The sequence below is a fragment of the Amycolatopsis sp. NPDC031561 genome (assembly GCF_055580625.1).
Window position 1 is genome coordinate 183,352 of the sequence record NZ_JBVILA010000019.1, and the last position, 21,663, is coordinate 205,014.

Here is a 21,663-nt window from a genome sequence, read left to right on the forward strand (position 1 = left end):
ACGGGCCGCGAACCTTCGATCCGAGACCGCACCGGATCGACGGACGGAGGCATCCGATGTCAGAGGCCACCAGCGGGCCGGGATCCCGGCGGCACAGGCCCGGGGAGGTCGCCGTCGTCGGCTTGGGCGCCATGGGCGCCGCGATGGCACACCGCCTGCTCGAGGCCGGGTTCCCGTTGACGGTCCACAACCGCACGGCGGGGAAGGCGGCGCCACTGGTCGCCGCGGGCGCGGTGCTCGCCGAGTCGGCCGAAACCGTCGCCAAGGCCGAGAGAATCCTGCTCAGCCTGAGCGACGAAACCGCTGTCGACGCGGTGCTCTTCGACGACCTGCTGCCCCGGCTGCGGAGCGGAACGACCGTGATCGACACCTCCGCGGTGTCGCCGGGATACGCCCGTCGCGCGGCCCGGCGGCTGGCGGCCGCGGGGGTGCGGCGGGTGGAGGCCAGTGTGGTCGGCAATCCCGGGATGGCCCGCTCCGGCGGGCTGCGGGTCTTCACCGCGGGGGAGCGCGACGACGTCGAGTCCGCCCGCGACGTCCTGGACGCGCTGAGCCGCGACGGCTTCGTCCATCTCGGACAGTCCGGTCAGGCCAGCGCGCTCAAACTGGCCTTCAACCTGATGCTCGGCGCGCAGACGGTCGCACTGGCCGAAGCGATCGCTTTCGCCGCCGTCGCCGGGCTGGACCGCGAGACCTTCCTCGACACCGTGCTGAGCAGCGGGGTCCGGTCGCCGGTCCTGGCGTTCCGGGCCGAATTCATGCGCACCGGAAACTACGAACCCGCCGCGTTCCGGGCCCGGTTGATGGAGAAGGACGTCCGGCTCCTGCTGACCGAGGCACAGGACGCGGGAGTGGCCCTCCCGCTGGCCGGAACGCTCGCCCACCGCTACGCCGGCGTCGTCGCGGCGGGCGACGGCGACAAGGACGCGGCCGTCGTCCTGGCGACCCACGACGCCGACGCCGCAGGCACGATTCCCCGAATCAAGGAGGAACACCAGCAATGACCACACAAGCACCGAGCATCGACGGCGCGGGCCCGAGTGTCGTCTTCGAACTCGGTACCGCCTTCTGCACCGCCAAATGCCTTTTGACGGCGCTCGAACTGAGCCTGTTCACCGTGCTCGGCGACGACGAGCTGACCGCCGAAGAACTGCGGGTGAAGCTGGACCTGCACCCGCGCGGAACGCGCGACTTCCTCAACGTGCTCGCCGCTCTCGGCCTTCTCGAGAACAACGGCGGGAGGTACCGCAACAGCGCGCTGGCCGGACGTCACCTGGTGCGGAGCAACGACGGGTACGTCGGCGGCTTCCTCGAACGGGCGAACCACATGCTCTATCCGGCGTGGGGCCGGTTCGGGGAGATGCTGCGGAACGGGAAGCCCACCGCCGAGGCCGACTACATGGAGATGATCAAGGAGCCGAACCGGCTCCGCAGCTTCCTCGGCATGATGGACGCGCTCACCAGCCTGATCGTGCCGGAGCTGGCCAAGGCCCTCGACTGGACCGCCTACCGTTCGGTGGTCGACGTCGGCGGCGCGCGCGGCAATCTCACCGGCGGTCTGGTCAAGGCCCATCCGCATCTCGCGGGCACCGTGTTCGACCTGCCGGAGATGCGGTCGCCGTTCGAAGAGCACATGCGCACACTCGGTGTGGAAGGAAGTGCCACCTTCCACGCGGGCGACTTCTTCACCGATCCGATCCCGCCCGCCGACGTGGTGGTCATCGGTCACGTCCTGCACGACTGGTCACCCGACGAGTGCAGGATGCTGGTGCGCAAGGCGTTCGACGCGGTGCGGCCCGGCGGGAAGCTCGTCGTGTACGACCGGATGGTGGACGAAGACGGCACCGATCTGACCAACCTGATCATCAGTCTCGACATGATGCTGACGACGCCGGGCGGAGCGGAGTACCCGGCCTCGGAGTACCAGAGCTGGTTCACCGAAGCCGGATTCAGCACGACGGAGGTCGCTCCGCTCGGCGAGAACGACACCGTCGTGATCGGCCACAAGGCGGGTTGACCGGGTGGAGATCGGAGTCGGCCTCCCCGCGGCGGTGTGCGGCGTGGCGGGCGAGCAGCTCTTGGGCTGGGCCCGGTACGCCGACGAGGCCGGGTTCAGCTCGCTCGCGACGCTGGACAGGCTCGTGTACGGCAACTGCGAATCGTTGATCGCCTTGGCCGCCTCGGCCGGTGTCACGCGGCGGATCCGCCTCGCCGCGACCGTTCTGCTCGCGCCGTATCGAGGCAATCCGGCACTCCTCGCGAAGCAGCTCGCCACCCTCGACAGGATCAGCGAGGGAAGGTTGGTGGCCGGTCTCGCCGCGGGCGGCAGGGAGGACGACTTCGTCGCCGCGGACCTGCCCTACGCGCGGCGAGGCCGCACCCTCGACACGGCGGTGGAACGCATGACGTCGATCTGGGCGGGTGCGGAATCCGGCGGCCGGATCGGTCCTTCGCCGTATCGGGGGAGCCCGCCACTGATCTTCGGCGGGCATACGGAGATCGCGATCCGACGGGCGGCCCGGTACGGGCAGGGCTGGATCTCCGGCGGCAGTTCGGCCAGCGGGTACCGGGAGCTCGCCGAACGCGCCCGGCGCGGCTGGGCGGCCGAAGGCAGGCAGGATCAGCCGCGGCTGCTGGCGCTGGCCTATTTCGCGCTCGGCCCCCAAGGCGCGGAAGTGGCCCGGCGTTACGTCGGCGAGTACTACGCGTTCCTCGGGGAGAAGGCGACCGACCGGATCACCCAGGGCGTCCTCACCGATCCGGCGCGGTTGCGCGAAACCGTGGCGGCCTACGCCGACGCGGGCTGTACCGAACTGATCCTCATGCCGTGCGCCGCCGAGCGATCACAGCTGGAACTGCTCGACGGAGTGGTGCACTGAAGGTCTCGTGCCCGTTCACAGACCGCGTTTGCTGATGGCCAGCATGGCATCGAGATCCGACACCTTGCTGCGATCCCGGCCCTGCGCCTGTCCCCGGTTGATCTCGTAGGAGTCCAGGCGCAGCCAGTCCGACCAGCTCACGAACTCCGTGCCGCGGCGGCGTAACAGCCGCGGCACGGAGTTCGGATCCGACGACCGGGAGCGGTGGCCCTCCGCGAGATCCTCGATGACACACCGTGCGGTCTCCACGGCGTCCGCCTTGTTGGTGCCGATCACCCCGGACGGGCCCCGTTTGAGCCAGCCCGCCACGTAGCAGCCCGCGACCGGCCGCTCTCCGCCGTCGACGATCCGCCCCTTGCGATGCGGCAAGGTCCCGGTGCGTGCGTCGAAAGGCAACCCCGGCAACGGATCCGCGCGATAACCCACGGCACGGAGCACACCCTGGACCGGCAGCACCTCTTCACCTTCGCTGTCGCCGGGGCGGGTGCGTGCCAGCCGTAGACCGCTCACCGCGCCGTCGCCCTCGATCGCCGTCGCGCCCCGCCAGAACACCAGATGGATCCGCCGGGTGGCGCCGGTCGCGGGGCGCTCCGCCCACTCTCGCAGGAGATCGACGTTGGCCCGCGTCTGCCGGTTGGTTTCGAGCAGCCGTTCGTCCGCCTCGTCCAACCGCAGATCCTCGGGCCGCACCAGGACGTCGACCCCGCGCAGCAGACCGAGTTCCCGGAGTTCGACGGTGGTGAACTTGGCCTGGGCGGGCCCGCGCCTGGCCACCAGGTACACGTCGGCGACGCTGCTGCACCGCAAGCCGTCGAGGACGTGATCCGGCACGTCGGTGTTCGCCAGCTCGCGGGGGTCCTTGACCAGCAACCGGGTCACGTCCAGTGCGACATTGCCCGCACCGAGCACGGCGACCTTGCTCGCGTGCAAGGGAAAATCGACGAGCGCGTCCGGATGGCCGTTGTACCAGGAGACGAATTCGCCCGCGGGCCAGCTGCCGCGCAGCTCCTCGCCGGGCACCCCGAGCCCGCGATGCCCGGGAGCCCCGGTCGCGAAGATCACGGCCTCGTAGTGGGCGAGCAGATCGTCCAGGCCGAGGTCCACGCCGAACGTCACGTTGCCGAAGAACCGGACGGCGGGATTCTCCAGCACCCGCCGCAGGACGGCGCTCACCGACTTGATCCTCGGGTGATCGGGTGCCACGCCGTACCGGACGAGGCCGTACGGGGCGGGTAAGCGGTCGAAGACGTCGATGGCCGGACCCCGCTCCGATTTCAGCAGAGCTTCCGCGGTGAACACCCCCGCCGGCCCCGAACCGACGATCGCTATCCGTGGCACGCGACCTGACAGCACGGCGATTCCCCCTCCTCCAGCATGATCCTTGCCGCCCACGTTAGGCGCGCCGTCAGGAGCCGACATCGGCCTTCGGTCGCCCGTTTCCGTACAGAAAGTCTCGCGGCGCGGGAACCCGGCTACATCGATCGGATGACCCTCGGGTGAGCGGATCGAATCCGGACGGCCGCGGACGAGTGTTCGATTTCCGCGCCGTCCGGCGGATAAGTGCTGGTCATCGCGCCGCCGGCCACGTCCGGTCGCCGGCTCGGACGCGGCTTTGGTCAGCCGGTAACCACATCAGGATCGCTGTAGTAAGCCACAACCGATCTTCAAGGGTGGGGGTCGCACCAGCCGATAGATTGTAAGGACTCACAAAGGACGCCCGAAAGAAATCGATATCCGCACTGCGCGTACGGGTCATCGAGTCACCGGCAAACTGGGGGAGCGTGCTGACGATGGAGGTCAATCTACTGGGGCCGCTCGAAGTCTTCCGCGATGGAGTGGTGATCACTCCGTCCGCGCCGAAACTTCGGCGGATGTTCAGTCTTCTGGCACTACAGGCGAACAATCTCGTCCGGACCGATCAGATCATCGACGAACTCTGGGAGGACAGGCCGACGGCCAGCGCCGCCACGACCTTGCAGACCTACATCTACCAACTGCGGAAGCTGCTGCAGCTGTCACCGGCGCAAGGCGTGCGCTCTTCGCGCCCCGCGGGTGCCGGTGATGCCGCGTTGCACACCCTCACGAACGGTTATGTGCTCGCGCTGCCGTCGAACGCGCTCGATTCGCACCGCTTCGAGCAACTGGCGAAACGCAGCCGGGCCGAATTGGAAATGGGGGCGGTCGGCACCGCGTCCGAATCGCTCGCGGAAGCGCTGCGGCTCTGGCGTGGGCTCGCGCTCGCGGACGTCAGCACGGGACCGGTCCTGGAGGCCGAAACGCGACGTCTGGAGGAACTCCGGAAAGGCGTCCTCGAACAGCGGATCGACGTGGATCTCCAGCTGGGCAAGCACAACGAGCTGCTCGGCGAGCTCACCATGCTGGGGGCGCAGTACCCGACCCATGAAGGTTTCCAGGCGAAATTGATGCTGGCGCTCTATCGGGCGGGCAGACAGGCCGAGGCGCTCCACGTGTACCACCGCACCAGGGAGGCACTGGCGAACGAACTCGGCCTCGATCCCACCGATTCGCTGCAACGGTTGCAGCGGGCCGTACTGAGGGCGGACCAAAGCCTGTCCTCACCGGCCTCCGCCGCGGGGCCGGTCGTCACCCGCCGGTCCAGGCCTCCGCGGCAGCTCCCGCCCGACGGCGCGGTCCTGATCGGGAGGCGGGCCGAGAGCGCCGCGGCACTCGAGGCGTTGTGCACCGGGCGGGGCCGGGCCGCGACGGTCGTCGTCATCGTCGGTGCTCCCGGCGTCGGCAAGACGGCACTGTGCAACCACGTCGCGCATCAGGTCGTGGACCGGTATCCGGACGGGCAGTTCTACGCCAGGCTGCTCGGCGACGACGGCAGGCCGGTCGAACCGGGCGAGGTGCTCGCCGGGTTCCTGCGTGCGGCAGGAGTGACCGACGACCGGATCCCGGCGTCGACGGACGAACGCAGCAGGATGTTCCGCACCTGGACCACGGAACACCGCGTGCTCCTCGCGCTGGACGACGCGGTCAGTCCCGAACAGTTGCTGCCGCTGCTTCCGTCGAGCCCGGACTGCGGGGTGCTGGTGACCAGCCGCCGCCGTCTCTTCGTCGCGGCGACGAGCATGACCGTGGAACTGCGGCCGCTCACCGAGTCCGAAGGGGTTCAGCTGCTGACCGGGGTCCTCGGCAGTGACCGGGTTTCCCAGGACGAGCAGGCCGCCAGGGAACTGGTGAGACTGTGCGACGGGCTTCCGCTGTCGCTGCATTCGGTCGCCGGGATGCTGCGGGTCCGGCCGCACTGGGCGATCGCCAGATCGGTCCACCGGCTCAGCACGGTGATCGACGGTCCCTTGGTCTGCACCGATCTCCACGGCCTGCAGGCGAGTGTCGAACGGAGCTGTTCGCTGGCTCGCCCGGACGCGCAGGACGCCTTCCGCAGGCTGACGAAGCTGGAGGACGGGAGCGTTTCGGCGGCTCAGGCGGCGGGGACACTGGAGGTGGACGAGCAGCACGCCGAGTCGTTGCTGGAGGATCTGGCCGAGCTGCGGCTGATCGAGGTGGCCGCTTTCGACGACCGGATCGGGCATACCCGGTATTCGTTCTTTCCCAGCCTGCGGGCGATCGGCCGCAGACTGGGGGAGCGGAAGGAACTCTGCCTGCTGAGCTGAAACGACGACGGCCCGGCGCTCAGCCGGGCCGTCGTCGCCGCTGCCTCATCATGGTCCGGGGCCGGTGCGCGCAGAACCGCGCCCGGCGTGGCCGGGTCAGCTGACGGCGCCGGGCGACATCCTCGACGAGTTCTTCGGCGTAGCAGCGGATCAGTGGATGAAATTCGTAGCTCACCGCCGAAATCGCTTCTCCGGATATCCGGAGAAGCCCGTGATCGACGAGGGTGAGCAGGATCCTGCCGGTCTCCAGCCGGTCGTAACCGAGCAGCGCGGCCGCCTCGGCATCGGCCAGCGTGGGCTTCCCCGTGGCGGCGAACTTCCGGAACGCGAACTGAGCCCGCCTCGGCATGACGTGGTAGCTGCCCGCGATCCGCCCGCGTACGTCCAGATCGTGAAAGGACAACGCGTCGAGCCTGCGCGCGTCGTTTTCGAGCTCTCGGAGCACGGTCCGGATCGGCCAGCCGGGAACGGAACCGAGCTGGGCGCCGACCGCGCGCACGGCGAGGGGCAGACCGCCGAGCAACTGGACTATCCGGTCGACGTGCTCACGTTCGACGGCGACCCGTTCCGTGCCGATCATCGCGGACAGCAGCCCGGCGCTCTCGGCCGGTTCGAGCGGGTCGAGACCGACCAGCCGTGATCCGGCCGCCGGATGGAGGCCGCGCCGGGCGGTGACCACCACCGCACAACGCGGTCCGGCGGGCATCAGCGGCCGCACCTGCTCCGCGGAACCGACGTCGTCGAGCACGACGAGCACCCGCTTCATCGACGTCCACGTGCGAAAGAGCGCGGCCCTGTCTTCCAGGCCGGCGGGCAACCGCTCCGCGGGAAACCCCGCGGCCCGGAGAAAACCGTCGAGAACGTCCGCCGGATCCCTGGCTTCGCCGCTCGCGCCGAGGCAGGCGTAGAACTGCCCGCCCTCGAACCGGGATCGCACCCGTTGCGCGACGCGCACCGCGAAGGCGGTCTTGCCGACGCCCGGCATACCGTGCACCGACAGCACCCTCGGCGCGAGGTCCGCGAGCCCGGCCGAGGTCAGCCACTGGACCGCGTCTTCGATGAGGCCACCGCGGCCCACGAAGTCCGCGCTGTCGCCCGGCAGTTGAGCGGGGCGCTCGGACGCGACGGTGACCTGGGGTTTCGGCGGGGCGGTACTCGGGACCGGTTCGCCCGCCAGGACGGCCTGATGTGCCTGCTGCAGGAGTTGCGAAGGTTCGAGACCCATTTCCTCGACCATTTCGCGCCGGAATCGCTGGTAGACCCCCAACGCCTCGTCACGCCGGTGACAGCGATGCAGCGCGAGCATCAGGTGAGCGTGGAACACCTCGCTGCGCGGATACGTGATCACTAGTTCTTTCAGCTCGCTCACGAGTTCACGATGCCGCCCCAGTTGAAGATCCGCTCCGATGCGGAGTTCGAGGGCGCGGAGCCTGCTCTCCTCGAGGCCGGTGACGTGCGCGGCCAGCAGCGCACCGGTCTCCATGGCGCTCATCACCGGCTCTCGCCACAGGCCGAGGGCCTCACGCAGCGATTCCGTGGCCAGGCGTGGTTCACCACGCTCCAGCGCGCCCTCGCCGCGCCGTACCAGCTGTTCGAACCGGTGCAGGTCGAGACAGGGTGGTGGCATTTCGAGGAAGTAGCTCTGCTGTTTGGTGTGCAACGCGAAACCGCGCTTCGGCAGATTTGCCGGGAAAAGCAGGGAACGAAGTTTGTGGATGTAGGTGTGCACCGTGGTGCGCGCGCTGGGCGGAGGGTGGTTTCCCCAGAGCTCCAGAACGAGATCGTCTATATTGACGGGCGTGTTGCTTCGAAGTATTAAAAGCGTCAGTATTCTTCGCATTTTAGGTGCGCTCGGCGTGACATCCCGCCCATTGATTTCGATCGCCAAAGACCCCAGAATTTTACAGTGCAGATCCACTCGTAGATCCTCCCCAGAGCACGATAAAGGGTAGCGATGTTCACGTTCCACGCATACCGTGCTGCGGTCGGATAATATAGCCGACGACATCTCTGTGTCAATAAAGGAAACGGCCATCGGGGTTTGAAGTCGAGCGGCGAAGGCGAAACCACTGTCTGTGCGCCGGACGCGATGAATTCCCCAGTGGAGAGGTCGTCTTGGGGCTGAATCCGCAGCGCCGGACGTGGCTCGATGGTGATGTTTCCGCGAGGTTACCGAGGTGTGGAGCGGTGGGACGTGCTCGGAGATGGCCTTGACTGATTCGGATTCTGCGTCGAATCACCATTAGTGCTCGCCCGTGTTCCCCGTGTCGCGAAACACTTCCTCGGTAATCGGCACCCGGACGGCGGTGTGCCGGAACGGTCGTACCTGGTTCGATCCGGCCGATCACGTCAATCGCCTGTTCCTATTGTGTGGAATGGCCGGACGAGTCCTGCGTGGACGGATCGGGTCCGTTCGCTTCCGTCGCTTGACCGCGCTCATCAGCAGTATCGCGCTCAGTTCGGCGGCGGGTGCCGCCACGAGTTGTGGCACGTCACGCACGGAGCCGGGGTCGATCAGCAGGTTTTCCGCCACGACGACCGCGCAGAGCATGATCAGAACGATGATTCGTTGCCGTCTGCCTTGGTCCATGCAGATACGTGTGGCGGAGTCCGTCGTCCTCCCCGAAATCGCCGGACGCGGGCATAGAGCACTCACTCGGAGTACTGCTCAACCGTTTCGGGGCGCACGTACTCCGCGAGACTGCAAGCGCACTTGATGGAGGAAGATCCGTGACGCACGTTGATGATCAGCCGGCTTCAGTGCCGTCGTCCGACGGCACCGACGAAGAGCATGTGAGGTACGGCAAAGAGGTCGAGGACTTCACCGCCGCGCCTCCTGTGCACCGTGTGTCTTCTCGAAGGCTTGCCACGCCCGCGCGAGATAGTGGGTGAAACCTTGCCCGAGAATCGCTTTCCGATCAAGTGGAGTCGTCCGAAGAGTTCATCGGCGACAATGAAGTACGTGAAGAGCTCATCCGGCTCGTAGGTCTTATCGAGAACACCCTTCCCGCTGACAAGCGCCGATTCCATGACCTGTATTTCGGCAAGGGCATCGACGGTCAGGAGCTGGCAGCCGAGCTGGACATCAAGGGCCGCGCTGATTCCGATCACACCGCCACCGCCCGGCGTGCTGGCGCTCACCCCGCCATCGATCGACCTTCCCCTCTACGGGACCACGGCGTCCGTGGGAGTCACCGCGGGCAGCGACATGTCCTGGACCGCGACCGCCTCCGACCCCTCGATCACCGTGGCGCCGACAGGCGGCGCTCTCGTGGGAAACCTGGCTTGGTCGACGTCGTCCCCGCATCCGGCGCTGAGTGTCAGCCCGGCCGGTGGCTCGCTGACCTCGGGCAAAGGCGCGCTCGTGACCGTCCGGCTGACCCGGCCGATCCGGACCGGTGGTGACGTTCCGCTGCGCCTGACCACCCCGGACGGGCAGCGCGCCACGGTCCGCGTGACGTGGGAACCCTACGAACCCGGGTGAGTCACGGATCAGCGAGGATTGTCCCTTTCCCGCACTGTGGTCTTGGCGCGATTAAGCAAGATCGATTGACAAACTCTCTTGGGAGCGCCCGATATCACGGGTCATGAGATTGCCGAGTGGGCGAGCGATGTGTCAACATCGTCGATGTGACGGTTGGTGACGCCGGAATGGCTACTTTCGTCTTCTTGAAGGAACGAATCCACGGGATGCTGGCATCCACTGGCTGCAGCTTCGACGTCTATCCGCACGGGTCTTCCGTGAAGGGGACACGAATCGACCCGCGCGGCGACGTCGACGTGGTGGTCGAACTGTGCCATCCGATCGTGCCCACTTGGCGGGACGGCTCCGAAGCGGCACCGGGCACGAGCTTCGGCAAACGGGCGCAGGGGCGGGCACCCACCCCGGAATTCCTGTGGTTCAAGGAAACCATCGCGCAAGCGCTGAGCTACGACTTCGAGACGATGTCGCCGGGCCTGGGATCGATGGTCGCGTGGGGCAAGGTTCAGAAGGTGCTCAAGGTGACACCGGTCTTTCCCGGCCACGTCAACGCCGATCTGCTGATCTGCCAGCGGTTCCTGGAAACGCCGTCCGTTTCCAGGAAAACCGTGGGCGCGGGTGTCATTTTCTGGGATGGATACGGTGAACCGCAGGTCGGACACCCGAAGAAGTATATCGCGAAGATCAAGGAAAAGGACAAGCGCACGAGCGGAATGTTCACGCAACTCGTGCGGCGGCTGAAAAGTAACCATGCCGATCTCAAATATCGCGGCTCCGGGAACTGGCGCTCGCCCGGTCCGTCCCGCCACGTCATCACGGACTCTGCGCTGGGAGTTTCCTCGGCGACACTGGAGATGCTGGCGTACGGGGTCCCCAACGATCACTACACTCCCCGGAACCTGAATTCGACGCGAAAAAAGGTGAGGACCTATCTTCGCGGGGTCGCCGAGAACGAACGCTCGCGTCAGTCGTTCGTGCCCTGGGATCTCCTCAACGACACGACGTACCCGCACTGGATCGAGTTCATGCACGGAGAGTTCAGAGTGATGCTGTCGGACGACAGGATGTGGGCCTGAGGACGAGCCGTGCCCCTGGTGTGGACGTCCCGGCGGGATGGTCGAAGAGTGCATGGCCTGCGGCAATACGTTCGTGTAGCCGAGGCGACCGGATGCGCCTATTGACAAGTATGACAGTATTTTTCCAACTAGACGACTAGTGCGTTGACCGTGTCGCCGGCGAACGGCGACACGGGTCGGCGCCTCTGGGGAGAGGACTGTTCATGCAGCCGGCCCGCCGTATCGCCCAAGTAGTCGCGCTCACCATCGCGGTGGGGATCACCTTGGCGGCGCCAGCCTCGGCGAGACCACTCTCGGCAGGCGACGACTACTACCAGGACGCGGTGGGCAAGACCGGTGCCGAACTCAAGTCGGCGTTGCACAAGATCATCAGTACCAACACCAAGCTGACCTACGAGCAGGTGTGGGACGGGATCAAGGCCACCGACGAAGATCCCGCCAACGCGGCGAACGTCGTGCTGCTCTACAGCGGCCGCTCGCAAGCGAAGACCGCCAACGGCGGCGATGTCGACCAGTGGAACCGGGAACATGTCTGGGCGAAGTCGCACGGCGACTTCGGCACCGCGACCGGGCCCGGTACCGACCTGCACCATCTTCGTGCCGAGGACGTGTCGGTCAACAGCACTCGCGGGAACAAGGACTTCGACGCCGGTGGTTCCCCGGTCGACGAAGCGCCCGGCAGCCTGACCGACGACGATTCGTTCGAGCCGCGGGACGCGGTGAAGGGCGACGTGGCCCGCATGATCCTGTACATGGCCGTCCGCTACGACGGCACCGACGGCTTTGCCGATCTGGAACCCAACGACGCCGTCGACAACGGCTCCAAGCCCAACATCGGCCGCCTCTCGGTGCTGTTGAAGTGGAACACCCAGGATCCGCCCGACGCCGGCGAGCAGCGCCGCAACCAGGTCATCTACGACCAGTTCCAGCACAACCGCAATCCCTTCATCGACCATCCCGAATGGGCCGCCTCCATCTATTGAGGGGTAAGACAAATCTGGCGTGTTCGTGCTGTTTCGGTGTCGGGCGCGGGGCGGGTGTCGCGAAAGCCACTTTCGCGACGTCTGATGTCCTGAAAGTGGCTTTCGCGACACGGCCGCTCGGCATAGGGCGCCGCGTTTGCCCGTCCCCTCACTACGGCTGACCACCGAAGCGGGCGGCGCCGTACGCCGCCCATGGCCCTCCGGATCACCAGGTGACGGGTAGCTCCCGCACCGAGTAGAAGATCGCGTTCTCGTCAAAGACCAGTTCCTCCAGCGGTGCCGCCAGTTTCAGGGTCGGAACGCGTCGATAGAGCGTGCTGTAGACGACCTGAAGCTCCGCCCGCGCCAGCGGGGCGCCGAGGCACAAGTGCCTGCCGTGGCCGAAAGCGAGATGGTGGCGGGACTCGCGCCCGATGTCGAGCCCATCGGGATCCGGGAAGGCCGAGCGGTCCCGGTTGGCCGTGCTCTTCACGGCGATGATGCCGTCGCCCGCGCGGATGAGCGTGCCGCCGATCTCCAGATCCTCCCGCGCGACACGGCGGGCTTCGGTGTGGGTGATGGACAAATAGCGCAGGAGTTCCTCCACGGCGTCGGCCACCACCGCGGGGTCGTCGCCGTCCCGGAGCGCCCGGAGCTGGTCCGGGTGGGTCAGGAGCGCGATCGTGCCCAAGGTGATCATGCTCGCGGTGGTGTCGTGTCCGGCCACCAGGAGGAGCTGGCCCAGTGTGGCGATCTCGCGTGGAGTCATCGCACCGGTCCGGAACTGTTCGACGGTCAGGGTGCTGAGTAAGTCTTCGCCAGGTTCGGCGTTCTTCGCGGCCACCAGGTCTTCCAGGTAGGTGGTCAGTTGTTCGCTCGCGGTCATGGCCTGACCGGGATCGAGTTCGTCCATCACGAGTGTGCGGGCGACGCTTTGGAAGAAGTCGCGGTCGGTGTAGGGCACGCCGAGCAGTTCGCAGATCACCTGTGAGGGGACCGGCAACGCGAAAGCCCCGACCAGATCCACCGGCGCGGGGGCGGCGAGCATCGCGTCGATGAGGTCGTCGACGATCCGCTGGATCCGGGGCCGCAAAGCCGTCATCTTCTTGATCGTGAATTCCGGTGTCAGCAGCCGCCGCTGGGCGGTGTGTTCCGGCGCGTCCATCTGCATCAACGTTTTCATCCGCGTGTCACGCGCCTTGCTCACCGCGTTGGTGTGCGGGAAGGCGGGCCGCGTGGCGTCGACGCTGACCCGTGGGTCGGCCAGCACCGCTCGCACGTCCGCGTGCCGCGTGATCAGCCAGGGCGTACCGCCGTCCCACAACCTCACTCGTGACACCGGCTCGAGTTCGGCCCGCCGGGTCAATTCCGGTGCCGGGTCGAGTGGGCAACCCGCCGCCCGGGCCATCGGAAACGACTGCGCCGCATTCATGGAGCCTCCTTGTGTCGATCACTGATGCGCCTGCAGCATGCCGGTGGCGGGCACCCCGGTAATCGGACAAATAGGATGTTAATTGGCTCACATTTGACAAGGGGCGAATGACACTGAGTGTCAGTGCGGGCCGGGTGTCTACTGTTCGCCGCCGCGGTTCAATGCCGCGGTGACCTGGGCGATGACTTCGGACGTGGGCGCCGCCGAACTCAGCACGGCGACCACGGTGGTCTCCTGGCCGGACGAGGCGGGCCCGCCGGTGCGGAACGCGTCGATGACCAGTGTGAACGCCTCGTCCGCGCCGGCCGCGATGTCGTCCTTGCCGCCGCTGCGCAGCCAACGGCGCAGCACGTGGTTGTTGGCGGCCGCGATCGCCGCGGCGGCCACCGCCGCGCGCAGGGCGGCCATCGGGTCGCCCCGCTCCTCGAACCGGCTCTGGAGATAGCGGGCGAGTACGCGCTGATAGCGGTCGACGGTCGCGACCTCCTTGTCCCGCAACGAAGGCACGGTACGGGTCAAGGTGAAGCGCTTGAGGGAACCGTCGATGTCGGCGGCGTAGGAGTCGAGTACCAGGCGCACCGCGGCGCAGCCCACCTCCACCGGCTCGCACGCCGGGTCCGCGGTGGCGAAGACCTCTTCCATCTCCGCCACGATCTCGTCGTGATTGGCGAAGAGGACGTCGTCCTTCGCGTCGAAGTACCGGAAGAACGTGCGGCGGCCGACTCCGGCGGCGGCGGCGATCTCGTCCACCGTGGTGGCTTCGTATCCCCGGGTCACGAACAGATCCACCGCCGCGGTGGCGAGCGAACGGCGCAGTTGTCGCCGGCCGGCGGGGGTCGCCCCGACCCGGGTGGCTGGTGCGCGTCGTGACGGATCCGTCATGGCGGGGACGGTAGCAGTTCTGCTTGCTAATGACACTGAGTGCCGTTACGGTGAGAGGCACTCCACACCCCGCCCAGTGGAAGGCGTCGCCGATGACCCTCGACCAGCAGATCCAGCCAAGCGAGTCTTCCGCGCTGCGGGAATCGGCGGCCGAGGACTTCGAGGCCTACTACGGCAGGCTCTTCGGCTGGTCGGTGAAACGGCAGGGGGCCCGGCCGTTTCTGGTACTGGAGAACGGCATCTGCGCGGTGACGGTCCCCAGGCTCAGCGCCGGACCGGTCCTCGACGGTCTCGCCGCGACAGGTTGCGAGGGGCCCGCGTTCGTCATCCCGTCGCGACTCGGACCGCGCGTGGCCATGCTCGCCGAGACGGACGGCCTCGTTCCTCCGCGCGCCGCTCTGCCCAAGGACGTCGAGGTGATCGCCGGTGGCGCGCTTCTCCCGCTGCCGATCGGCGCCCGGCGTCCGGACGTCGCGCTGGAGTGGCTCACCGCCCCCGACCCCCGGCAACGGTGGCTTCCCAGTCTGGGCGCGGTCCTCGCCGGTATCCACGCGAGGTTCTGAGAGGGCTTTTCCCGGTACCGTCCGGGAAAGCCCTCCGCGTGCTTGGGTGATCAGAACCGGCCGCAGTTGCCGGTGCCCGCCTGACCGCTGAACACGGCCCGCAGCCAGGCTGTGGCGTCAGTGGCCGCCGTGGGCATGCCCAGTGCGTGGGAGAAGAAAGGTACGAGGGAGACCAGTTCCTTCCACTGGACGTTGGCGCCCTTGCCGCACCAGTCCTTGGCCATCTGCTTGCCCACCGCCGCGGGGATCACGTCGTCCGTCGGGCTGTGCTGGACCATGGTCGGCATGGCGGGTTTGAGGTTCCCGATCCGGTTCTCGGCGATGATCGCGTCGAACGGCGGCTGTGTCAGGTACGACGAAACCGGCTGACCATTCTTGGTCAGCGAGCTCGTCTGCTTGAACATGAACTTGAAAACGGCGTCGAGCGTGCAGGTCTGCCGGGCTTGCAGGAACAGTTCGGCACCGGCCGGGTTGGCCAGGCCGACCAAGTTGGCCTCGGGGTAGGCCTGGTTGATTCCGATCAGCGCGTAACCCAGGAATCCCAGGTATATTCCGCCGTCCAGCGATTTGGCCAGTGCCGCCTTGTCGGCGGGCGGTGCGCCGGAATAGACGCCTTTGACGTTCAGTTCGGGCGCGTAGGAGGAAGCCAGTTCCGCGGCCGCCGCGGCGGCACTGCCGCCCTCGGAGTAGCCGGCGATGCCCACCGGGCCGTTCCCGGGAAGTCCGGTCCCGGGCAACCGCTGAGCCGCGCGGACCACGTCGAGCACGGTGTGCGCCTCGGAAAGCCGGTTCACGTAGGGGTGGTCTCCGCTGCCTTCGACCCACGGTCCGAGGTAGTCGGTCTGCGCGACGGCGAACCCGGCGCCCAGCAGCGCGTCGACGAAACCGTTCTGGAATCCGGAAACCAGGTCTCGTGAGCCCTCGCCCGCCAGGGTTTTCGAGGGAGCACACTGCGCGCCCATGCCGAAGGTGAACGGTGCGTAGGCCACGATCGGCCGCTCGCCAGGGCCGCTCCACGCGGTCGACGGCACCAGGACCGTTCCGCTGACGGCGACCTGCTTGTCCTTGTTGTCCCGGGAAAGGTATTGGATCCGGGTGGCTTTGGCGCCGTTGTAGGTCGAGGGCTGCGACTTGACCACGTCGCCGTTCTGCCCCGCGGGCAGCGGTGACGAAACGGTGTAGACCGAGGTCGTGTCCGCGGCGGCCGTCGAGGCGCTCCCCGTCAGGAGCGCGGTCGCGATCAGTGTCGCGGTCATGCCACGGCGAAGGGAAATGGGCATACGGGAACTCCACATCGAGTCGGAACGTGAGGTCGGCTGACCAAGTGCCTGACTGCGATGGCCTGTCGCAGAAAGCGCGGAGATCGTGTCCTGCGCCTTGAGAAGAATGGAAACGGCTCGGTCGCACACTGTCAACGGACGACGACCGAACAGTCGCCGGGCTATCAACGGGTGGTGACCGGCCACGCCGGTTTCTGTCAAGCGGGTGACAGGCGTCGACGCCGGGGCTCCACCACCCGCCTCCGCCGAAAAGATGCGGATTCGCCGTGACGATGTTTAAAGTTTTCGCGGTGACCTCGAATTCGAGCGTGAAGGCAGCACCTCCAGGGTGGGTACCGGTCGAGCACCGGTTCCTCGGTCTCGACAAACGGACGTTCGGACCGGCTCTGATCACCCTTGTGGTGGCCTTGGTGCTCATCTACGGATTACCGGCGGTCAACGCGGTCATCCCGTGGCGCAACGAGATCCAGGCCGGTGAGGTACTGGATCTCGGCGATGGCGCGACGGCGGTCCCGCCGGTGGGTTGGCAGCTCGAGAACGGCACGCTCGTCGGTGCAGGCGCGGCGAGCCCGGCGTCGGTGCAGGTCCTGCTCGCCACGGGCGGCGCGACCATCGACCTGCGCGGCGCGTCGTACACCGGATCCGCCGAGGCGTTCCTCGACCAGGTCGACCGGTCGAGGGGAGCGGACCCGGCCGGAGTCGACGGGACACAGGGCACGGTGACGACCACCGCCGGGCTGGTCGGGATCGTGCGGACCACCACCGGCCCGGCGGGTGACGGGCTCGATGTGGCGTTCAAGATGGCAGGCTCCGGTCAGCAGGCCGAGGCGGCGCCCGCCCTGCTGATCATGGTCCGCACCGCGCCGGGCCAGTTCGAGCGCTACCGGGACGTGGTGGCGGGATTCCTGCGCAGCGTCTCTCCCGGAGCGAGCCGATGACCGCGCCGCCGGAGGGCAAGGCGGCGCAACTGGCCGCGATCGAGCAGTCGGGCTGGGGACAGCCGTTCCGGTTCGTCCAGCCGCACAACCTGGCGTTCTGGGTGTATCTCCTCGGGATCGGCGGCGGCACGCTCTCGATGGTGCGGTACTTCGGCGCCGGCGGTGGTTTCTACACCCCGGCGCTGGCCGGTGGCGTGCTGTTGTTCGGGCTCTACCTGGTGCCGTGGTTGCTGTTGCTGCGCCACCACAATCGCTACACCGCCCAACCGGCCGGACTGCTGGCGGCGGGGTTCGCGTGGGGTGGCATCGCCGCGGCGTTCTGGATCGCGCTCCCGGCGAACACCGCGCTGCTGGAGATCTGGACGAAGCTCGGCGGCACGGCTTTCGCGGCCGACTGGGCCGCCGGTCTCACCGCGCCGGTCAACGAGGAATGGGGCAAGGCACTCGGCCTCGTGCTGCTGATCGGGCTCGCGCCGAGGCTGGTCCGCAGCGCCTACGACGGTTTCCTCATCGGTGCGTTCATCGGTCTGGGCTTCCAGGTCTTCGAGGACGTGCTCTACGTGTACAACGGTGCAGCCCAAAGCTTCGGTGTCGATCAGGTCGGCACCTCGCTGCAGATGTTCCTGATCCGGGGCGCGGCCGGAATCGTGTCGCACGCCCTCTTCAGCGCCGTCTTCTGCACCGGCCTGATGTGGGTCCTCGGGCGAACCCGGAGCGAGCGCAACGTGGTCCTCGGGGTGCTGACCATGCTGACGGCGATGGTGTTCCACTTCGCCTGGGACGACATGAACGGCCTCAGCGGCGGTGGTGCCCTGTCCGCCGTCCTGCCTTTCTTGATCGCCGTCCTCGAGCTCACCGCGTTGTTCGCCGTGCTGCGGCGTGCCGCACGGCAGGAACGAGCCTGGATCCGCGAACTGCTCGGCCCGGAGGTGGAAACGAACGTGCTGGATCCTGCCTTGCTGGACGCGGTCAGCGGCCTGCGAAAAGAGCGCAAGGCTTATCGCAAGCGCTTGCGCTCGCGGCGGAAGGCCCGCCACTTGATCGAAGGCGCGGGAGATCTCGCCCGTGAGATCGCCCGCGCGGGCGGACAGGAGACCGAGCGAGTGGATCACGCCCGGAGCGAACTCCGCCGGTTCCGGGCGTGATCCGATCGTCCTACCGGTCGTCCAGATCGGTGTAGAAGTCGTTCAGCGCGGCCGCGCCCCGTTTCGGGTCCTGCATCATCCACCAGTGCCCGAGGCCGTCCAGGACGGCTTCCTCGGCGTCGAACCGTTCAGCCGCGCGGTGGGCGAATTCCGGCCCGCCGACGTACTGATCCTCCGTCGCGTTGATGACGAGCCCCGGACGGCGTTGCTCCAGGGGGAGCCCGGTGCCCCAATCGAACGCCGGGAGATCCGTCGCCGAACGGTACAGAGCCAGGATGCACCGTCCCATCACCGCACCGTCCACGTTCGCCGTCGCCTCCGCGGCCGCGGTCGTCATCCCGGACGCGACCAGCCCCGCGACCAGGTCTTCGGCCGGAGCGCCGAACATCTGCTCGATCGCGGCTTCGCCGGCACCGGGTGTCTGCCAGATCTGCGCGAGGTCGTGCCAGACGTAGACCGGGTCGGTGCAGCCCGCCACGTCGTTGCACCAGGACCGGATGAGGTCGGGCCTGGTGGCGGCCACCCGCTGCACGTGGCAGCCGCCCCAGTCGTGCCCGACCAGATCGATCGGTCCTTCGATCGCTTCGAGTTCGGCGACGAGCCAGCGGAGATAGTCGTCCGCGGTCGCGCCGAACCCGTCGGGAACCGCCGCGCCGAACCCGGGTGGAGAGAGCGTGACGACGTCCGTCCTCGCGAGTTCGTGGCGCAGCGGTTCCCAGATCGCGGCCGTTTCGGGAACTCCGTGGACGAAGACGACAGGCATGGTGACTCCGAGGGACGCCGGGACACTGGTCGGTCCCGCCATCCTGGCACGGAAGGCGACGGTTCAGCAGGGCTGCAACAGCCAGCAGAGCCGGTACTTCGCCTGGTAGGTCGTCGACGTCCCTGGCGCGACGATGTTCTGTGTCCGCGCGCCACCGTGCGCCCAACCGGTGTAGGCGTACTTCAGGTTGAGCGGTGGCACGTTCTGCGGGCTGTCCGCGCTGATCGAGTTGGTGGATCCGGCGATCACCGTCCGCGAGAACGGCGTGCGCTGCTGGGTCCCGCCGACGGTGAGCATCGCCTGATTCGGGCTGGAGGTGAAGTTCAGGGACACCGTCTTCGGCTGGAGGTCGACGGTCTTGCTCCCGGTGCGGCCGCTCGAGTCGGTCGCGGTGAGGGTCAGCTGCAGATACGACGGGTACTCGTGGTCCGGCGCGACGAACGAGCCGGACGCGACGCCCGGGAAGTCCTGGACGTTGTGCGTGTGGCAGGTGCCGTTGGCCGCGCAGTGCCGGATCGCGAGCCGCCAGGACAGCGCCGACGGCGGGAGCTGCCCGTCCTGTGCGTCGACGGCGCGGCCGGAGAACGGCACGGTCTGGCCGACCGACCAGGTCAGCGCGCCGGTCGGGCTGTCGATGACCGGCACCGGGTCGAGGCCGACCGGGTTCCCGACGGTCACACGCACGGTCGTCGTCGCGGCGGCGCCATGGGAGTCCGTGACCCGAAGACCGGCGTCGACGGCGGCGGCTGTCGTGTAGGTCCACGTCGGATTTGCGACCGTCGAGTCGTCGTACGCGCCGTCGGCGTCGAGGTCCCAGGAGTAGGACAGGGTGTCCCCGGCGTCCGGGTCGGTGGAACCGGTGCCGTCGAACTGGACCGGCAGCGGTGCCGGGCCGCTCGACGGGGTCGCGGTGGCCACCGCGACCGGCGGCCGGTTGGTGCCGCCGGGATGGCTCACCCGGTGGAGTTCACCGCTGCCCAGCGCGACGTAGAACAGGTCGCCGCCCGGACCGGTGAGCACCTGCACCGGTGTGTTGACGCCGGTCACGAAGGGCACCAGACGGCTCGCGTTCGGCTGGCCGCCGACGGTCTGCATGGCCCAGATGCACCCGCGGGAGGAGTCGGAGAAGAACAGCGCGCCGGAGTAGTCGGCGGGGTAGTTGCTCCCGGATTCGAAGGCGATACCGCTGATCGACGAACCCCCGGTGGGACAAGGGTCGCCCGCCACCACCTTGGCGTTGTGGTTGTAGGCGTAGTACGGCTCGGCCTGCCCGCCGGAGCTGTACAGGGACTCGCACCGGTCGAGGTTCGCGCCGTCGTAACCCGCTTGCCGCGTGGTGCCCTCGAAGCAGGGCCAGCCGAAGTTCTCCGCCACGCTGTCGCCGACGTTGACGACGCGGTTGATCTCCTCCCAGGTGTCCCAGCCGACGTCGCCCGCCCACAGCTCACTGGTTCCCGGCCGGAAGCCGAACCGGAACTGGTTCCGCGCGCCGTAGGCGATCACGCGCCGGGCGTTGGCGTCGGCGCTGCTCGCGAACGGGTTGCCGGGCGCGCCTTCGCCGGTGTCGGGGTCGAGGCGCAGCAACGCGCCGTTGAGCAGCACCGGCTGTCCGGCGGGGCGTCGAGGCGACTGCGAACGCAGCGCGCCGCCTTCCGCCGTCGGAGGCGTGAGGTTCGTCCCGGCGGGCGAGGGCGGGTCGGCACAAGGGTTCTCGACCTGGCCGTAGTCGGCGAAGTTGAAGCTGGCGCCGTCGCCGCCGCCCGCGTACAGGGCACCGTCCGGCCCGAAGGCGAGAGCGCCGACCGAGTGGCTGGGGAACTGCTGGCACCAGCCCGTGACCAGCGGCTTTTCGCTGACGGCCGTCCCGGCCGGGCCCATGGTCAGCTGGGACACGCGACCGGTGACGACGCAGCCCTTGTTGGTGGCGCCCGGCGGGGTCGGGCAGGCGTCACCCCAGCGCGGCGAGGTGCCGCCGGGCACCGCGTCGAGGGTGTAGGACACGTAGACGTACGGCCTGGCGGGGAAAGCAGGGTCGACGGCCAGTCCGAGCAGGCCGCGGTCCCAGAAGTCCTGCGTCTGCGGACGGAGATCGGCGAAGACCGTCGGCGTCGTGTCGGTGAGCGAGTCGAAGACCTTGACCAAACCGGATTTCTCGGCGATGAACACCCGGCCGTCCGGCGCGAACGCGGTGGCCGTCGGCGAGCTGAGCCCGCCGATCGCCACCGTGTCGGTGAAACCGGCGGGCACCGCGGCTTCGGCGGGCGCCACGGCGACGGCCGCGACCGCGAGGGCGCCGACGAGCGGGCCGACCACGCCCACCGCCAACGCGCGTCGTGATCTTCGCGGGAACAGTGCTCTTGTTGAGAACAGCGGACGACGAGAACCCATCACACGACTCCTCCTGCGCAGGGACCGGAAAGAACGCGGTAGCTGTCCCGTATGGCGTGAGAAGCCCGAAAGTTGTTACGGCTCTACGAAAAATGCGCACAAAACGCTAAAGAGAAGGGCCCCGTCCGGCCGGACGGGGCCTAGGCCGTGTCCTGCAAGTCTTGTTCGCGGTCTCCGCGCCCAGGCGGCCCCTGACGGCACGGGCGGATGCGGCCGAGTACGACCCGGTACGA

18 protein-coding genes are annotated in these 21,663 nt (G+C 67.9%); 10 read left to right on the forward strand and 8 right to left on the reverse strand.

Annotation, left to right across the window (positions count from 1 at the left end; genetic code table 11):
- Window positions 1–56: 56 nt before the first annotated feature.
- The 3 genes from ACZ5IK_RS31255 to ACZ5IK_RS31265 are packed head-to-tail and all read left to right on the forward strand — an operon-like array spanning window position 57 to window position 2,879.
- Window positions 57–1,004 carry an NAD(P)-dependent oxidoreductase gene (locus ACZ5IK_RS31255; protein WP_465490994.1) on the forward strand — a complete coding sequence of 316 codons (948 nt, stop codon included), beginning with the start codon at window positions 57–59 and terminating at the stop codon, window positions 1,002–1,004.
- Window positions 1,001–2,017, forward strand: coding sequence for a methyltransferase (locus tag ACZ5IK_RS31260; protein WP_465490995.1), 1,017 nt, complete (start codon window positions 1,001–1,003; stop codon window positions 2,015–2,017). Before ACZ5IK_RS31255 ends, ACZ5IK_RS31260 begins: the two co-directional genes overlap by 4 nt.
- Window positions 2,018–2,021: 4 nt before the next feature.
- Complete coding sequence (locus ACZ5IK_RS31265) at window positions 2,022–2,879, forward strand: LLM class flavin-dependent oxidoreductase (protein ID WP_465490996.1); 858 nt, start codon at window positions 2,022–2,024, stop codon at window positions 2,877–2,879.
- A gap of 15 nt (window positions 2,880–2,894) precedes the next feature.
- Here the strand turns inward: ACZ5IK_RS31265 and ACZ5IK_RS31270 are convergent, their stop codons facing one another.
- The gene (locus tag ACZ5IK_RS31270; protein ID WP_465490997.1) at window positions 2,895–4,232 is read right to left on the reverse strand and encodes an FAD-dependent oxidoreductase; all 1,338 of its coding nucleotides are present in this window, start codon (window positions 4,230–4,232) and stop codon (window positions 2,895–2,897) included.
- A gap of 437 nt (window positions 4,233–4,669) precedes the next feature.
- Between ACZ5IK_RS31270 and ACZ5IK_RS31275 the strand changes: the two genes are divergently transcribed.
- On the forward strand, window positions 4,670–6,520 hold the full coding sequence (locus ACZ5IK_RS31275; RefSeq protein WP_465490998.1) for an AfsR/SARP family transcriptional regulator: 1,851 nt from the start codon (window positions 4,670–4,672) through the stop codon (window positions 6,518–6,520).
- Between the two features lie 19 nt (window positions 6,521–6,539).
- On the opposite strand, the gene ACZ5IK_RS31280 is transcribed toward ACZ5IK_RS31275, so the two are convergent.
- A complete protein-coding gene (locus tag ACZ5IK_RS31280; RefSeq protein WP_465490999.1) occupies window positions 6,540–8,180 on the reverse strand; it encodes a BTAD domain-containing putative transcriptional regulator in 1,641 nt (546 codons plus the stop codon).
- Between the two features lie 1,097 nt (window positions 8,181–9,277).
- Window positions 9,278–9,631 carry a hypothetical protein gene (locus ACZ5IK_RS31285; RefSeq protein ID WP_465491000.1) on the reverse strand — a complete coding sequence of 118 codons (354 nt, stop codon included), beginning with the start codon at window positions 9,629–9,631 and terminating at the stop codon, window positions 9,278–9,280.
- 73 nt (window positions 9,632–9,704) lie between these two features.
- On the opposite strand from ACZ5IK_RS31285, the gene ACZ5IK_RS31290 reads away from it, so the two are divergent.
- From ACZ5IK_RS31290 to ACZ5IK_RS31300, 3 genes are all read left to right on the forward strand, one after another.
- Window positions 9,705–10,004: a hypothetical protein gene (locus ACZ5IK_RS31290; protein WP_465491001.1), complete on the forward strand. Its 300-nt coding sequence runs from the start codon at window positions 9,705–9,707 to the stop codon at window positions 10,002–10,004.
- Between the two features lie 185 nt (window positions 10,005–10,189).
- A complete protein-coding gene (locus tag ACZ5IK_RS31295) occupies window positions 10,190–11,077 on the forward strand; it encodes a nucleotidyltransferase family protein (protein WP_465491002.1) in 888 nt (295 codons plus the stop codon).
- A gap of 203 nt (window positions 11,078–11,280) precedes the next feature.
- A complete protein-coding gene (locus ACZ5IK_RS31300; protein ID WP_465491003.1) occupies window positions 11,281–12,060 on the forward strand; it encodes an endonuclease I family protein in 780 nt (259 codons plus the stop codon).
- Between the two features lie 205 nt (window positions 12,061–12,265).
- On the opposite strand, the gene ACZ5IK_RS31305 is transcribed toward ACZ5IK_RS31300, so the two are convergent.
- Both ACZ5IK_RS31305 and ACZ5IK_RS31310 read right to left on the reverse strand, forming a co-directional pair.
- Window positions 12,266–13,471: a cytochrome P450 gene (locus ACZ5IK_RS31305; RefSeq protein WP_465491004.1), complete on the reverse strand. Its 1,206-nt coding sequence runs from the start codon at window positions 13,469–13,471 to the stop codon at window positions 12,266–12,268.
- Between the two features lie 138 nt (window positions 13,472–13,609).
- Window positions 13,610–14,353 carry a TetR family transcriptional regulator gene (locus tag ACZ5IK_RS31310; RefSeq protein WP_465491005.1) on the reverse strand — a complete coding sequence of 248 codons (744 nt, stop codon included), beginning with the start codon at window positions 14,351–14,353 and terminating at the stop codon, window positions 13,610–13,612.
- A gap of 92 nt (window positions 14,354–14,445) precedes the next feature.
- Here ACZ5IK_RS31310 and ACZ5IK_RS31315 point away from each other — a divergent pair, with 92 nt between their 5' ends.
- The gene (locus ACZ5IK_RS31315; protein WP_465491006.1) at window positions 14,446–14,916 is read left to right on the forward strand and encodes a glycogen operon protein GlgX; all 471 of its coding nucleotides are present in this window, start codon (window positions 14,446–14,448) and stop codon (window positions 14,914–14,916) included.
- A 50-nt stretch (window positions 14,917–14,966) separates the two neighbouring features.
- Here the strand turns inward: ACZ5IK_RS31315 and ACZ5IK_RS31320 are convergent, their stop codons facing one another.
- Entirely contained in the window at window positions 14,967–16,196 is a 1,230-nt protein-coding gene (locus ACZ5IK_RS31320) for a lipase family protein (protein ID WP_465491007.1), read from the reverse strand.
- 290 nt (window positions 16,197–16,486) lie between these two features.
- Between ACZ5IK_RS31320 and ACZ5IK_RS31325 the strand changes: the two genes are divergently transcribed.
- Window positions 16,487–17,134 (forward strand): hypothetical protein, encoded by a 648-nt coding sequence (locus tag ACZ5IK_RS31325; RefSeq protein WP_465491008.1) that lies wholly within the window; start codon window positions 16,487–16,489, stop codon window positions 17,132–17,134.
- Window positions 17,131–18,279, forward strand: coding sequence for a PrsW family intramembrane metalloprotease (locus tag ACZ5IK_RS31330; RefSeq protein ID WP_465491009.1), 1,149 nt, complete (start codon window positions 17,131–17,133; stop codon window positions 18,277–18,279). The genes ACZ5IK_RS31325 and ACZ5IK_RS31330 overlap by 4 nt, the downstream gene beginning before the upstream one ends.
- A 10-nt stretch (window positions 18,280–18,289) precedes the next feature.
- On the opposite strand, the gene ACZ5IK_RS31335 is transcribed toward ACZ5IK_RS31330, so the two are convergent.
- Complete coding sequence (locus ACZ5IK_RS31335; protein WP_465491010.1) at window positions 18,290–19,042, reverse strand: alpha/beta fold hydrolase; 753 nt, start codon at window positions 19,040–19,042, stop codon at window positions 18,290–18,292.
- Window positions 19,043–19,105: 63 nt separating this feature from the next.
- A complete protein-coding gene (locus ACZ5IK_RS31340) occupies window positions 19,106–21,355 on the reverse strand; it encodes a PQQ-dependent sugar dehydrogenase (RefSeq protein ID WP_465491014.1) in 2,250 nt (749 codons plus the stop codon).
- Window positions 21,356–21,663: the final 308 nt, after the last annotated feature.